Origin of the sequence: Burkholderia sp. AU16482 (assembly GCF_002223285.1) — a bacterium.
Taxonomy (GTDB): Bacteria; Pseudomonadota; Gammaproteobacteria; order Burkholderiales; family Burkholderiaceae; genus Burkholderia; species Burkholderia semiarida.
In genome coordinates, this window is record NZ_NKEY01000005.1 from 21,269 (window position 1) to 36,563 (window position 15,295).

General features: G+C 69.3%; 11 protein-coding genes. 8 read left to right on the forward strand and 3 right to left on the reverse strand.

Annotated elements, in window-relative coordinates:
* Position 1 precedes the first annotated feature (1 nt).
* The 3 genes from CFB35_RS17065 to CFB35_RS17075 all read right to left on the reverse strand — a co-directional run bounded on the left by CFB35_RS17065 (position 2) and on the right by CFB35_RS17075 (position 7,709).
* Positions 2-3,631 carry a YadA family autotransporter adhesin gene (locus CFB35_RS17065; protein ID WP_059576319.1) on the reverse strand — a complete coding sequence of 1,210 codons (3,630 nt, stop codon included), beginning with the start codon at positions 3,629-3,631 and terminating at the stop codon, positions 2-4.
* 201 nt (positions 3,632-3,832) lie between these two features.
* Positions 3,833-6,829 carry a sensor histidine kinase gene (locus CFB35_RS17070; RefSeq protein WP_060010386.1) on the reverse strand — a complete coding sequence of 999 codons (2,997 nt, stop codon included), beginning with the start codon at positions 6,827-6,829 and terminating at the stop codon, positions 3,833-3,835.
* A 67-nt stretch (positions 6,830-6,896) separates the two neighbouring features.
* Entirely contained in the window at positions 6,897-7,709 is an 813-nt protein-coding gene (locus CFB35_RS17075; RefSeq protein WP_059576313.1) for a response regulator transcription factor, read from the reverse strand.
* A gap of 445 nt (positions 7,710-8,154) precedes the next feature.
* On the opposite strand from CFB35_RS17075, the gene CFB35_RS17080 reads away from it, so the two are divergent.
* From CFB35_RS17080 to arsH, 8 genes are all read left to right on the forward strand, one after another.
* Entirely contained in the window at positions 8,155-9,597 is a 1,443-nt protein-coding gene (locus CFB35_RS17080) for a sensor histidine kinase (protein ID WP_060010383.1), read from the forward strand.
* Positions 9,594-10,253, forward strand: coding sequence for a response regulator transcription factor (locus CFB35_RS17085; protein WP_060010379.1), 660 nt, complete (start codon positions 9,594-9,596; stop codon positions 10,251-10,253). The genes CFB35_RS17080 and CFB35_RS17085 overlap by 4 nt, the downstream gene beginning before the upstream one ends.
* Positions 10,254-10,360: 107 nt before the next feature.
* Positions 10,361-11,077: an outer membrane protein gene (locus CFB35_RS17090; protein ID WP_060010375.1), complete on the forward strand. Its 717-nt coding sequence runs from the start codon at positions 10,361-10,363 to the stop codon at positions 11,075-11,077.
* Between the two features lie 181 nt (positions 11,078-11,258).
* Positions 11,259-12,269, forward strand: coding sequence for a serine protease (locus CFB35_RS17095; protein ID WP_230971893.1), 1,011 nt, complete (start codon positions 11,259-11,261; stop codon positions 12,267-12,269).
* Positions 12,270-12,381: 112 nt separating this feature from the next.
* Entirely contained in the window at positions 12,382-12,729 is a 348-nt protein-coding gene (locus tag CFB35_RS17100) for a helix-turn-helix transcriptional regulator (RefSeq protein WP_059576298.1), read from the forward strand.
* A gap of 22 nt (positions 12,730-12,751) precedes the next feature.
* Positions 12,752-13,246, forward strand: coding sequence for an arsenate reductase ArsC (locus CFB35_RS17105; protein ID WP_059576295.1), 495 nt, complete (start codon positions 12,752-12,754; stop codon positions 13,244-13,246).
* 63 nt (positions 13,247-13,309) lie between these two features.
* Positions 13,310-14,407, forward strand: coding sequence for an ACR3 family arsenite efflux transporter (arsB, locus tag CFB35_RS17110; protein WP_059576292.1), 1,098 nt, complete (start codon positions 13,310-13,312; stop codon positions 14,405-14,407).
* Positions 14,404-15,126, forward strand: coding sequence for an arsenical resistance protein ArsH (arsH, locus tag CFB35_RS17115; RefSeq protein WP_059576289.1), 723 nt, complete (start codon positions 14,404-14,406; stop codon positions 15,124-15,126). The genes arsB and arsH overlap by 4 nt, the downstream gene beginning before the upstream one ends.
* The last annotated feature ends 169 nt before the right edge of the window (positions 15,127-15,295 follow it).

The following is a 15,295-nucleotide window of genomic DNA, read 5'->3' on the forward strand; positions in this document are numbered from 1 at the left end:
GTCAGAACTCGTAGCCGACCTGCGCACGCACGCCTGCGTCGCCCGTCGACGTGACGGACACGGCGCCGTTCATCAGCCACTTGCCGTCGCGCGTCCGGTAGGTCGCGCCTGCCGCGATCGCCGAGCCGCTCTTGTAGTTCGCGGCGCCGGCCGCGACGACGGTCTTGCCCGGCTGCGACGGCGTCAGGTTCGGCATCGCCATCGCCGCCGCGACACCGGCGTACGCGTTCTTCGCGACGTCGTTGATCATCCGGTTCGTTTCGCCGAAACGCTGATCCAGCTGACGCACGTTCACGGCGTCGGTCGGTGCGGTGCCGTCCGCGACGTTGGTGATCTGGCGTTCGTGACCGGCCGAGCCGACCGATACGCTGTTGTCGCGATCCGCCACGGAGCCCGCGCCGATCGCCACCGAACCGTTGCCGGTTGCTTTCGAGCCCTGGCCGATGGCCGTGCTGTCCGAACCCGATGCGACCGAGCCTTGGCCGATGGCCGAGCTGTTCGAACCGCTGGCCGCCGAACCCTGGCCGAACGCCGAGCCGTTGTCGCCCGACGCCACCGCGCCCTGGCCGACCGCCGTGCTGTTCTCGCCCGACGCAACCGAGCCGTCGCCGACCACGAGTGAGCCGTCGCCGCCCGTGCCGCGGCCGACGTTGTCGTTGCCGCCACCACCGCCGCCGCCCGAACCGCCACCGGTTTCGAGGTCACCGACCCGGCCGTCGAGTCGTGCGTATTCCTGCGCGAACCGCTCCTGGAGGTCGTGCAGTTGGCCGCCGTTCACGGCTTCCATGCTGCCCGCCGCGATCAGGCCCGGCGCGACGTTGAGCAGCTTCGTGCCGCTCGAACCGCCGAAAGTCACGCTGCCGAGCGAGATGTCGTCATACGTGACGGCTGCGATCTCCTTGCCCGTGTAGTCGATGAGGCCGGTTGCCCTCAACTGCGCGATCGTCACCGCATCGTCGTCGTTCACGCCGTTCGCGACGCCCGACAGCTTGCGTGCGCCGGCCGTGCCGATGAAGCTCACCGCCGCGCCGTCGGTGTTCGCGCCGACCGTGATGTTCGCGCCAGGGCCCGCCTGCTGGACGAGGCCGACCGTGCCGTTGCCGATCTGGTCGGCCAGCGACGCGACCGCGCCTTCGTTGACGGTGACGCGACCATCGAGGTTCGTCACCGCGTCGCCGACCGAGTGAACCGTGGTCGTGCCGCCGCTGCCGTCACCGACCGTGAAGCTCGGCGCGGAGATCGAGCCGTCGGCGTTCACGGTGGAACCGCCGCCGATGGCCGATGCGACGCTGTCCGACACGCCGTGCAGTTGCGAGCCGTTCACCGCGTCCTTGCTCGCTGCCGTGACCGCGCCTGCGTCGACGCCGGTCAGCTTGCGCGCGCCGGCCGTGCCGGTGAAGTCGACGGCCGCGCCATCGGTGTTCGCGCCAACCGTGATGTTTGCGCCCGCGCCGGCTTGCTGGACGAGGCCGACCGTACCGCTACCGATCTGGCTGGCCAGGTCGGCGATGTCGCCCGTGTTGCGTGCGATGTTGCCTTCGTTGGTGGTGACGCGACCGTCGAGGTTCGTGATCGCACCGCCGACCGACGTGACCGTGGTCGTGCCGCCGCTGCCGTCGCCGAGTGTGAAGCTCGGTGCCGAGATCGAACCGTCGGCGTTCACGGTCGAGCCGCCGCCGATGGCCGATGCCACGCTGCTCGACACGCCGTGCAGTTGCGAGCCGTTCACTGCGTCCTTGCTGGTGGCCGTGACCGCGCCTGCTTCGACGCCGGTCAGCTTGCGGGCGCCTGCCGTGCCGGTGAAGTCGACGGCCGCGCCGTCGGTGCTCGCGCCGACCGTGATGTTCGCGCCCGGGCCGGCCTGCTGGACGAGGCCGACCGTGCCGTTCGAGAGACCGTCGAGCCGGGTGTTGATCGTCGTGATGTTGCCGTCGAGTGCGCCGAGCGCACCGCCGACCGTCGTTTGCGTGCCGCCGTTGGCGAGCGTGTACCTCGGGCCGGTCACGGCACCCGTCGTGGGGTTGATGGTGGCGCCGCCGCCGAGTGCGGTCACGACGGGCTGAAGCTGGCTCACGTTCACAGCGTCGGTCGCTTGCGTACCGGCTGCGACGTTCGTAATCTGGCGTTCAAGTCCCGACGAACCGACGGACACGGAATTGTCGCGATCGGCAAGGGACCAAGTCCCGAGCGCAACCGAATTGTTGCCGCTTGCCAACGCACCGCGCCCCAGCACGGAGGTGTTCGCTCCGGTAGCCGCGGCCCCTACGCCAACCGCGACCGCGTTGTTGCCGGTTGCGCGCGAGAGCGTACCGATGGCTACCGCATTCGCCGCACTGGCCGTCGTATTGCCGCCGAGCGCGACAGCCGATTGGCCCGTGGCGCTTGCGTTCGCGCCGACGGCGGTCGCACTGTCACCGGCGCTGGCGGCCACGTCGGCCGCATACGTGCCGGTGCGAATGTCGACATACTTGTCGGCCGCCGTGATCGCGGCGTTCATCTGCTCCACGTTGACCGCATCCGTACCCGCCGTGCCGGCCGCGACGTTCGTGATCTGACGCTGTTGCGTGGCCGAGCCGACGGAAACGGTGTTGTCGCGATCCGCGACGGAATCCATGCCGAGCGCGACCGAGCGGTCCCCCTGCGCATTGGCACGGAAACCGATGCCGACCGCCCCCAGGCCGCTTGCGGCACCGCTCTGGCCGAGCACGGTCGCGTTGTCGCCCGTTGCCCGGGCGTTTCCGCCGATCGCGGTGGTATTGATCGCGCTGCCGGAGGCCGTATTGCCGATCGCCACGCTGTTGTTGTTCGTGGTCGCGGCCTGGCTGCCGATTGCAACCGAACCCGTGCCGGTGGCCGTGGCGTTCGGGCCCGTTGCGACCGAGCCCGCACCCGCCGCAGCACTGCTGTTCCCGATGGCCACGCCTGAACCGCCGCCCATTGCGCTCGCGTTGGCGCCTACGACCGTCGCGCCGGAGCCGGAATGGCGCGTGCTTGTCCCGATCACGATCGAGCCGGTGCCGCCGGCCGATGCGCTATTGCCGATCGCGATCGAACCCGTGGCGCCGGTTACGCCGGCGTCGGATACATTGGCGCGAGTACCGATTGCAATGGCGTTCGTCGGCGGGGCGGTGAGCGTCGATACCGTTGCGCCGTCGCCCACGGCCAGGTTGCTGTTGCCCACGACGCGCGACGATGCGCCGAGCGCCATCGAATGAAGCCCGTCCGCCGAGGTGCCCGAACCGATTGCCACGGAACTGGATCCGCTGGATGTCACCGACTGGCCCATCGCAACGGCGTTGGCACCCGTAGCGGCCGCCACGGGTCCGGTGCTATTGACCTTGATGTAGTCGTCGGTGAGCGTCGCCGTCGTGCCGATCGCATCCGTGCCGATCGTGCGCGAAGCCGTGACCTTGCACACGCCGGCCGCATCGAGCGAACCGCCTTTCCCGTCCTCGGTCGTGCACGCATCGGCCGCGAACGCGCCGCCGATCGATGCGCTGCCCAGCGCGAGGACTGCCACGGCCTGGCGTGCCGCGCGCGCCGAGCCCTTCGAGCGCGAGCGCGCCGTTTCGGCCACGGCCGTCCACGTGCCCGTCGCCGTGTTCCAGATGTTGCGATACGTCTTGTTCATTGACCCACTCCTTTCAGTTCGTCAGGTTGATGAGTCCATGGTATGGATCGGCCTCGTCCGAATCTGTCGTCCAAAACCTATTCGAGATGCGATGTTTGTAGGGCGTGTCCTACACGCGTGAACGCACGAACGGGCCGCCGCGACGGGTGGTCGTGAAAGGAGCCGAGAGGGAAGGAAAGACAGCCGCCGGACGGCGGCCGATCAGGCTTGCGGCGCTTGCGCCGCGCGCCGCCGGAGCGTGTCGCGCGCGAGGCGCTCGGTGCGGTCGACCAGCGGGTCGAGCGCGGCCGGATCGCCGGCCTGCACGGCATCCTGCATGTCGCGCACCGCGTCGGCCACCGCATGCTCGTGGATCGTCGCGAACGCGCCGCGCAGCGAATGCAGCTCCGCCCGCAGCGCGGGCACGTCGCCGCGCGCGAGTGCATCGCGAATCGCCGCGAGCGAACGCTCGAGCGTGTCGCCGAACAGTTCGTGCACGTCCGGCGGCAACGGGCCTTCGGCCAGATCGACCAGCGCGTTTTGCGCGGGCCGGCTTGCGGCCGCACCCTTCGCGAAGCGCCGCACGGTGCGGTCGATCATGTCGAGCAGCACCGGTTTCACCAGCACCGCGACGATCCCGGCTTCCGCGCAGCGCGCATGCTCGGCCGCGCTCGCATGCGCGGTGACCGCGACCACCGGCAGGCCCGGATACTGCGCGCGCAGCACGCGGGCCAGCGTATAGCCGTCCATGCCCGGCATGTTCAGGTCGGTCATCACGAGGTCGTAGCGCGTATCGGTACAGCACCGCAGCGCGGCCGCGCCTTCCTCGGCCGCGTCCGCCGCATAGCCGAGCGTGACGAGCTGCCCCTGCAGCAACTTGCGGTTCACCGGATGATCGTCGACCACCAGCACGCGCGCGGCGACGGCCGGCAACGCGGCATCGTCGGCGCGCGCCGCGTCCTGCGCGGCGATCTGCTCGCTCGTCGCCGCCCGCAGCGGCAGCGTGACGACGAACGTGCTGCCGTGGCCGGCTTCGCTCTTCACGTCGATCGCGCCGTGCATCATCTGCGCGAGCTGCTTCGTCAGCGCGAGCCCGAGGCCCGTGCCGCCATAGCGCCGCGTGATCGACGTATCGGCCTGCGTGAACGGGCGGAACAGCGTCGCGCGCTGTTCGTCGGTCATCCCGATGCCCGTGTCGCTGACGCCGATCGCGATCGGCGACGCGGGATCGGCGTCGTCGCGCAGGTACACCTCCAGCGTGATCTCGCCGTGGTTCGTGAACTTGATCGCGTTGCCGACGAGGTTCGCGGCGATCTGCCGGATGCGCGTCGGATCGCCGAGATAGCGCGGCGCCAGCGCATCGTCGACGAACACGTCGAATTGCAGCCCCTTCGCGGCGGCCAGCGGCTCGAACATCGCGCCGGTCTGCCGGATGGTGTCGGCGAGATCGAACGGAATCGCCTCGATCGTCATCTGGCCGGCCTCGATCTTCGACAGGTCGAGGATGTCGTTGATCAGGTCGAGCAGCACCGACGACGCGCCCTCGACCGTATGCAGCCGCTCGCGCTGCGTGTCCGCCAGCGGCTCGCGGCCGATCAGTTCGAGATTGCCGAGGATCGCGTTCAGCGGCGTGCGGATCTCGTGGCTCATCGTCGCGAGGAACGTGGATTTCGCGCTGTTCGCCGCGTCGGCCGCCTGCCGCGCGTGGTCGAGCGCGCGTTCGACGTTCTTCTGCGACGTGATGTCGGAGAAGTTGCACAGCACGACGTCGGCGTCGCGATAGCGTGTGCGCACGAGGTTGACGAGCAGATCGACCGCGTTGCCGTCGGCGGTGGGCAGCGACACATGCAGGCCGGACTGCCACGCGTCGGTATCGGCCGAGCGGTCGAAGCGCGCGAGCAGCCGCGCCGGCAGCGACGGACCGCCCGCGCGGCGCGCGTCGTAGTCGCGCATCGTGTCGTTCTGCAGCAGCACCGCGCCGTCCGCGAGCGACAGCAGCGCGATGCCGGACGGCGCGGCCTCGACGATCGTGCGGTTCAGGTTCTCGCTGTCGATCACGCGGCGGCGGCGCGCTTCGTCCGGCTTCAGCACGCGGCGGTCGAACCGCACCAGCAGCCACCAGACGAGCGCGATCGCGGCGAGCATGATCGCCGCGTAGCCGCCCGCGCGCACGCCGATCGCCGCGAGCAGCGAGCGCAGCGAGAACGCCTGCACGAGCGTCCAGCCGGTGTCGGGGATCGGCTGGCTCAGCGCGAACAGGCCGTCGCCGTAAGCGGCGCGCGTGCCGTTGCCGTTCGCCGGGCGCGTGCGGGCCGCGAGACGCTGGAGTGCCGCGACCGTCGCCGCGTCGTGCTCGGCGGCGCCGACGCGCAGCAGCGTGTCGCCGTGCGCATTCGCGATGATGGCCGCGTTGGTCGGGACGTCGGTCGTGAGCCGCGCGCGCAGCACGTCCACAGGCAGCGTCGAGACGAGCACTTCGAGCGGCACGCCGTTGTCGTACGCGGCGCCGACGATTCGGAACACGTCGCGGCGCTGCACGGGGTCGTAGGCCGGCGCATGCCACACGAACCGGCGCGGCGCGGGCGTATCGAGATCGGCGGCGACCTGGGCCAGCAGCGCCGACGCGGGAGCGGGCGCCGGTTCGGCCGGGGCCGTGCCCGGTTCCGGGCTCGGGATCACCATCGCGAAGCGGCGGTCGGGGCTGTACGCGTACCCGGCCACGGGCCGGCCGGCGTCCTGCTTCGCGACGTACGCGCCGACCCGGTAGCTCATGTCGCTCGCCATCGCGAGATAGCGCGCATAGGACGCGGCCGGCCGCTCGGGCGACAGGTCGGCGAGCACGAGCATCGACGGGAATCGCGGGTTGTCGCGCAGTTCGAGCCGCCCGTTTCCGGCGGCCAGCGCGGCGACGGCGGCCGGATCGGCCGCGCGCGTGTGCCACACGCTTTCGTCGTGGGTGGTGAGCATGTCCATGCCCGTCGTGCGCAGCTTGAATTCGAACTGGACGAGAAAATGCCGCACGCCGAACCCCGTATAGCGCTCCTGGATCGCTTCCCTCGCCATCGTGTACAGCATCAGCCCGCTGGCGAGCAGGATCGCGACGGTCACGGCGGCGCCGCCGGCATACAGCAGCGCGCGCTGGCGGCGGCCGGCCGGCGTGGGATCGGCGGACGGGCCGGCGGCGAGGCGGGATCGATCGGGTGCGGCGCGGTGGTCCATCGGGGCGGGGCGGTCGGCCAAGGTGCCCCCATGATAATGGAGTCCGATCGGTACGCAACGCTGCCCGTCAGGGTTGCGCGGCGCGCGTGCCGTCGGCCCGGCGCGGGTCCGGCCCGGGCGGATCGTCCGGCTCGCACGTGACGAGCCGGTATCCGAAGCCGTACATCGTCATCATCCGCACGCCGTGCCGCCCGTCGAGTTCGAGCCGGTCGCGCAGATACGCGACGTGCGTGTCGAGCCGCCGGCTTTGCGACGCGACGAGCGAGCCCCACACGAGCTGGCTCACGTGCGCGCGATCGAGCGCACGGCCCATGTTCAGGAAGAACGCGGTCGCGATCTGGAAGTGCTTCTCGGTCAGCACGTGCTCGCGGCCGGCGACGGTCACGCTGCGCGCGGCCGTATCGAACTCGAACTGTCCGATCCGCCAGTGGCGATGATGGATCGCACGGTGATGGGACCAGCGCAGCCACGTCGCGATGCTGCCGATCAGCGCGTCGGGCGACGCGGCGTAAGGCAGATGCTCGTTCGCACCCGCCACGAAACACGCCGATTGCGCGAGATCCGCATCGCGCTGGCTGATCGACATGATCGCCACGGTGTCGGCGAAACGCGCGCGCAGCGCGCGGATCGCGTCCGTCGTGCGGCGGCAGGCCGTTTCGCATTGCACGATGAAGAGATCGAACGCGCGCGTGTCGCAGGCCGCGAGCAGATCGGTCAGATATTCGAAGCGCAACGGCCGGTAGCCGGCGCGGCGCAGGATGTCGTCGATGCGCAGCCGATCGTAGCCATGGCCCGCGCGGCGCAGCCGGTCGTCGAACATGCCGCGGCTCGGATGATCGATCGTTAGGATCGCGATCGCGGTCGAAGGGGCGTCGGTCACGGTGCGAGCGGGCGAAGCCGGTGCGGCGCGGTGGCGGCGTGCGTTCGCGACCGGAGGGAAAGAAGCGGGATCATGGCCGGAAGGCTCCGGGCAGGGAGTGGCGTGATGCCGTCCAAAAAAAGTCCCGCCGGAGAAGGCGGGAAAAGTATCGACTATGGAGCCTGATCTCCTGGAGACGGAGAACAAGCAGGCCGATTGTGGTCGTTTCGGAGTCTGAAGAAAATCAGTCCAGTCCGAAACTGCGCGTCGCTGCCACGGAAAGCGCATGTTTGGGACCGGTCTGACAGGAAACATAACGGCATTCGGACCACAGGCCATGCGGAGTTGCCGACAATGGAGCGCATCGCGTGCGGCGTCGCGACCGCTTCTCCGCGTTCGCCGCATCGCGCGGGCCGTGCGCCGCGCTGCGCGCCATCCGTCATCCGTTGCCGAATCCTCGTTGCCCATGAAACCTTCCGTCCGACTCGTCGCGCTGCTGGCGTGGCTCGCGCTCAGCCTGGCCGGCACCGCGTTCGTCGTGTCGCGCGCGGTCGCCGACGCGTACAACCGCTTCTTCCAGGATTCGAGCATCACGATCCGTCTGCTCGCGCAGAAGGCCGCGCAGCACGAGGCGATCCTCGCGACGCTCGGCGCGTCGTCGCTGGCCGCGCCGCCGGCGCACATGCTCGACAGCCTGCGCGAGCGGATGCCGCAGGTCGACGGGCTCGCGTACTGGCGCGCCGGCGCGGGCTGGCAAACCGACGGCGGACCGGCGCCGGCCGAGCCGCCGCGGCCGACGCCCGGCAAACCGTTCGCGATGGTGTTCGACGGCGCCGCCGCGTACTGGCTCGTGGCGAATTCCGGCTGGGCCGTGCGTGTCGATCCGCGCCAGATGATTCCGGCGGGCGACTGGTCGTCGGCGATTTCGTCGGCGGCGCTGGCGGTGCGCGATCGCCGTATCGACTTGCTGTCGCGTGCTTCCGGCAGCCCACTGCCCGGCTGGACGGTGCGTCTGGAGAAGCGCTTGCCCGCGCAGCCGCAGGCATTCGTGCTGCACACCACGCGCACGCTGACGGCCGCCGATCTGCCGTGGCTGCCGATCGCGTTGTGGAACGCGGTGGCCGCGCTGCTCGTCGCGGGTGCGCTCGTCGCGTGGCGGCTGCGCGAGGCGCGGCGCCGCGAGGATGCCCGCGCGCGGCTCGACCGCTTCGGCCGGCTCGATACCTTCGGCGAAATGGCCGCGGGCCTCGCGCACGAGCTGAACCAGCCGCTCGCGGCGATCGTCAGCCACGTGCGTGCGGCCGAACGCCTGCTCGATCAACCCGACGAGCGCGACAGCGTGCGGCGAGCGCTGCAGACGAGCGTCGCGCAGGCGAAGCGCGCGGCCGCGATCCTGGAACGCATGCGCGAAGCGGTCGCCACCGCGCATGGCGGCGAGCGCCGCGCGCTCGATCCCGACGCGATCATGCACACGCTGCTGTTCCTGTACCGCGACGAATGCGCGCGCGAGCACGTCGCGCTCGGCTGGCACAACGCGGCGCCGCGCGAGCGGCCGTTCGCCGAGCCGATCGCGGTCGAGCAGATCCTGCACAACCTGATCCGGAACGCGCGCGATGCGCTGGCCGGTACCGGGGCCGGCACGTCGCGCGGCGAGATCCGCGTGAGCGGCGCGCGCGTCGGCCGGCATTACCGCTTCAGCGTCGTCGACAACGGCCCCGGCGTGCCGGAAGACGCGCTGCCGCGCCTGTTCGAACCGTTCTTCACGACGCGTGCGCGCGGGCTCGGCCTCGGGCTGCCGCTGTGCGACACGCTCGCGCAGCGCCAGGACGGCGCGCTGACGGTGCGCAACCTGCCGTCGGGAGGTGTCGAGGCCGTGCTGTCGTTGCCGCTGGCAGAGGAGGCCGCATGAATGGCTCGCCTTATTCGGCGCCCGCCGCAGCGGCCGTCGCGATCGTCGACGACGACGAAGCCGTGCGCGACGGGCTTGCGTTGCTGCTGCGCACGGTGGGCGTGCCGACGCGCTGCTATCCGGACGCGCCGGCGTTTCTTGCCGATGCCGACGACCCGGCGCTCGGCTGCGTGCTGCTCGACATCCGGATGCCGGGGATGAGCGGCCTCGACGCACTCGACGCACTGCGTGCGCGACGCGACCTGCCGGTGATCGTGATGACGGGACACGGCAACGTCGATGCGTGCCGGCGCGCGTTCAAGCGCGGCGCGCTCGATTTCCTGCGCAAGCCGGTGGACGACGACGAGCTGATCGATACGGTTCAGCAAGCGCTGCGCCGGCAGGCGGCACAACGCGGGCAGGACGATGCGGGCCAGACGCGCGCGGCCCGTATCGCGACGCTGAGCGCGCGCGAACGGGAAGTGCTCGACGGCATCGTGCGCGGCTGGAGCAACAAGGAGATCGCGCGCGTGCTCGGGCTGTCGCCGCGCACCGTCGAGACCTATCGCGCGAACGTGTTCGACAAGCTGCGGGCCGCGTCGCTCGTCGAACTCGTGCGCGATTACGCGGCGCTCGCGGGCTCGGCGCTTCCATCGCATCGCATGGCGCCTCCGTAGCGCTACGGAGGCGCAACCCGTAGCCGAACGGGTTCAACGATCGCGGCGCGATTCCTACGATGGGGGCTTCTCCGACCAGTCATCCATCGTCAAGGATTCGATTCATCATGATCAAGCGCTTTGCCGTGCCTTCCACGCTGGCCCTGCTGTTCTCGGGCGCCGCTTTTGCCGATACCGTCGCCGCGCCGGAAACGAAGAAGACCGCCGAACTCGCCGACGCCGGCTACTACGCGACGGGCCGCGTCATCGGCGCGTTCGACAACGCGGTGAACATGGAGCTGACGAGCCCGCGCGTCACGAGCCGCGTCGGCGGCCCGGAGACGGGCTCGAACGTCACCGGCTCGCTCGGCCTCGGCTACCAGTTCGGCAACGGCTGGCGCGCGGAAGGCGAATACGTGTTCAAGCGCACCAACAACTTCACCAGCTACTGGGCGCCGTTCGACGCCAACGCGAACGAATTCCACGTGTCGGCGCAGCGCCTGATGCTGAACGGCTTCAAGGACTTCGATCTCGGCCGCGGCTTCTCCGTGTACGGCACGCTCGGCATCGGCGTCGCGATCGTGTCGGCCGACGGCTGGCAGACCAACGACACGCGCCGCTTCGCGTCGAAGACGCAGACCAATCTCGCGTATTCGGCCGGCGCGGGCGTGAGCTATGCGATCAACAAGCGCTTCTCGATCGACCTCGGGTATCGCTATGTCGACATGGGCAACGTCGAGACCGGCTTCAACACGTTCGCGAACCGCATCAACGCGCGCGACGAACAACTGAAGTCGAAGCTGTCGTCGAACGAGGTGTTCATCGGCTTGCGCGGCCGGTTCTAAGTGCCGTCCGCCGGGCCGGCCGCGGATCGGTAGGACCAGGCCGACTACGGTCCGGATCGAAGGTAACGCAGTCCGATTTACCGAAACCGGCGCGACGGCGATACTCGGGGTCATTCGTTCAACTACGGGAGCACGGATTGCCGCGGCGGATGTCGCGCAATGCGTCGTCGACATCATGAGCATGCAGGACATCACCGGCCATTACGCGATTCCGCTCGCGCATCCGTTCTCGGATGTGCCGCCGCCGTACGGCCGGCGGCGCCGGCCGTTCGTGGCGAGCCGGCGGCCGAAACCGAACGTGTTCGACCTGAAGGGCACGCGCCGCGCGGCGATGCCCGCGGCCGGGCAAGCCGATATGGTTGTTCACGCAACGAAGTCGCGCAAAGCCGAGAAGGCGGTGCGTGCGGAGGATTTCGGCTCGGATAACCGGGCATGGGTCCGGCCGCACCCGCTGCGCCGCCACTGGCGGCTCACGCTGATGGCGTGCGCGCTGTTCGGCGCGACGTGCGTTTTCGCGACGCATTTCGTCGATGAACGTCAGCATGCGGCGGAGCATGGCGCCGTCTATTCGGCGGCAATCCTGGCGGCGCCGACGGCGGCCGTTGCCGCGACGCAGGTGGCGCAGGCGACCGGCAGGGCGGCGGAAGTGGCGATCGTGCCGGCCGGTCGTGCGACGGCCGCGGACGGCCAGGTTGCCGGTCCGGCGGCTGTTGCGGTGGAGGCGGCGGAAGCGGCATCCGCGGCATCGCGTGCACTGCATGCCGGCCGCGCGCCGTCGGGCGATGCGCCGGTGGCCGTGGCGATGGCGATCGCATCGGATGCCGTCGTGGCGCAAGCCGCGGCGCCGGATGCCGAACCCGCATCGCCGGTCACCGCGAAGCCGGCTGCTGCCGCCGCGCGTTCGGCGGCGAAGCCTGCCGCCATGTCGCGCGGCAAAAAGGCGCCGGACGCGGCGTCGAACGCGCCGGCGGCCCCGCCATCTCGTGGTGCGGCAACGCATGCGCAACGGGCCGCACACGCGGCAGGCGAGCCGGCGGGCACGCCCGCATCGAGTTCGGCCGAGGCCGTCGGCATGACCGCCGCCGAGTTCGCGCAATGGCTTGCCACGACGCGTGACGTGTCGCGGCCGGCAGCGGGCGACACCGATCTCACGGTCGCGTTGCCGAGTCACACGCGGTTGATCGGGCGCTGACGGCGCACGTCGCGCGGGGCACGGCGCGCATTGTCTTGGGGGCAGACCATTCCGGCGACGCCGTGGTTCGGCGTCGCTTTCCTGGTTTCCATATTTCGATTATTATCGAACAATGGAAACGAACCAGACCATTGCCGCCCTTGCCGCGCTCGCGCATGAATCCCGGCTTGCCGTCTTTCGCGCGCTCGTGCAGGCGGGGCCGCAAGGCATGCCGGCCGGCCGGATCGCGACGCTGCTCGACGTGCCGCCATCGTCGCTGTCCTTTCACCTGAAGGAACTCGCTCATGCGCAGCTCGTCACCAGCCGCCAGGAAGGCCGCTTCGTTTTCTACTGCGCGAACTTCGACACGATGAACGGGCTGCTGGGCTATCTCACGGAGAACTGTTGCGGCGGGAATCCGTGTTCGCCGGTTTCCGTCTGTTCGCCGTCGGCAAAGAGCAACCGCAACCGGCAATCCTGACGCGCATTCGCGCGCATCGCCCATGACCGCCAACATCCTGATCCTCTGTACCCACAACTCGGCACGCAGCGTGCTGGCCGAGGGCATGCTCAATCACTGGGCCGCGAAGCTCGGCAAGGATGTGCGTGCCTACAGCGCCGGCAGCGCGCCGAGCGGTCGCCTCAATCCGTTCGCGCTGGAAGCGCTGACGAACGCCGGCGTCGACGTGGCCGGATACCGCAGCAAGAGCTGGGACGAGTTCGTTGGCGACGGCGTGCCGGAAATGCGCGTCGTCATCACCGTGTGCGACGGCGCGGCGGCGGAAACCTGTCCGTACTGGCCCGGCAGCCCGGTCAAAGTCCATTGGGGTTACGCCGATCCGTCGAATGCGACGGGCGGTGACGAAGGCAAGCGCCGCGCGTTCGAACTCACGCGTCAGGCGATCGGCTATCGCATGCTGCAGTTGCTCGCGCTGCCGCTGGACCGCATGAGCCATGCCGAACTCCAGACGGCGTTGACCGCGATCTCGCAAACCTGATCATTTGCGCGGCGGTCTGCCGAAACGCGCGAGCGCCAACGACTTCGAGGCTGAACCTGTCCGATGAACACGTCCAACGTCGCCCCGCCGGGCAAGGCTGTCGCAAAGCCTTCCATCAACTTCTTCGAACGCTACCTGACGATCTGGGTCGCGCTGTGCATCGTCGCCGGCATCGCGCTCGGCCAGGTGCTGCCCGACCTGTTCCAGCGGATCGGCCGGATGGCGTACGCGCAGGTCAATCTCCCGGTCGGGCTGCTGATCTGGGTGATGATCGTCCCGATGCTGGTCAAGGTCGACTTCGGCGCGCTGCACGAGGTGCGTCGGCATGTGAGAGGCATCGGCGTCACGCTCGTCGTGAACTGGCTCGTCAAGCCGTTCTCGATGGCGTTTCTCGGCTGGCTGTTCATCCGCCATCTGTTCGCGCCGATGCTGCCGGCCGAACAGCTCGACAGCTACATCGCGGGCCTGATCCTGCTGGCCGCGGCGCCGTGCACGGCGATGGTGTTCGTCTGGAGCCGGCTGACGGGCGGCGATCCGCTGTTCACGCTGTCGCAGGTCGCGCTGAACGACAGCATCATGGTGATCGCGTTCGCGCCGCTGGTCGGCCTGCTGCTGGGGATGTCGGCCATCACGGTGCCGTGGGCGACGCTGCTCACGTCGGTCGTGCTCTACATCGTGATTCCGGTGATCTTCGCGCAGCTGTGGCGCAAGATGCTGCTCGCGAAGGGGCAGGCGGCGTTCGACGCCGCCATGGCGAAGACCGGCCCGTGGTCGATCGCCGCGCTGCTGGCCACGCTCGTGCTGCTGTTCGCGTTTCAGGGCGAAGCGATCCTGCGGCAGCCGCTCGTGATCGCGCTGCTCGCGGTGCCGATCCTGCTTCAGGTGTTCTTCAATTCGGCGCTCGCGTACTGGCTCAATCGCGCGGTGGGCGAGAAGCACAGCGTGGCCTGCCCGTCGGCGCTGATCGGCGCATCCAACTTTTTCGAGCTGGCGGTCGCGGCCGCGATCAGCCTGTTCGGTTTTCAATCCGGCGCGGCGCTGGCCACCGTCGTCGGCGTGCTGATCGAGGTGCCGACGATGCTGCTGGTCGTGCGTATCGTCAACCGGTCGAAGGGCTGGTACGAGTGCCGGGCCCGAGATCACGAGAGAACCGCCCCATGACCGACTCCCTGAAAGACCTGCCGCAACTCGACGCCACGCTGTTTCAAGTGCCGGACGTCGCGCACCTGCGGCCCGCGGCGCCATCGACCCATTCGCCGAGGTTCCTGCTTCTGTACGGCTCGCTGCGTGAGCGTTCGTTCAGCCGTCTGCTGACCGAGGAAGCCGCGCGGTTGCTCACGGCGATGGGCGCCGAGGTGCGCATGTTCAATCCGAGCGGATTGCCGCTGCCGGACGATGCGCCGGAGAGCCACCCGAAAGTGGTCGAGCTGCGCGAGCACGTGATGTGGTCCGAAGGCATGGTGTGGTGCTCGCCGGAACGGCACGGCGCGATGACCGGCATCATGAAAGCGCAGATCGACTGGATTCCGCTGTCGACGGGCGCCGTGCGGCCGACGCAGGGCAAGACGCTCGCGGTGATGCAGGTGAGCGGCGGCTCGCAGTCGTTCAACGCGGTGAACCAGATGCGCGTGCTCGGGCGCTGGATGCGCATGCTGACCATCCCGAACCAGTCGTCGGTGGCCAAGGCGTTCATGGAATTCGACGAAGCGGGACGGATGAAGCCGTCCGCGTATTTCGATCGCGTGGTGGACGTGATGGAGGAACTGGTGAAGTTCACGCTGCTCACGCGCGACGTCGGCCCCTATCTGGTCGACCGGTACAGCGAGCGCAAGGAAAGCGCGGAGGAACTGTCGAAGCGCGTCAATCAAGCGCGTATCTAGGGTCTGTTGACATACGGAACGCGACGCCCCGAATACTCGACGTATCGCCAAGGCGCACAACGCGGCGAGCGGGCATTCGCATGTGCATTCCGCATGTAAATGTAAACAGATTGCCATTGAATGGACACCCGGGCGCATCGCGCGCATTCCGGCGCGGCGCGTCGGATTT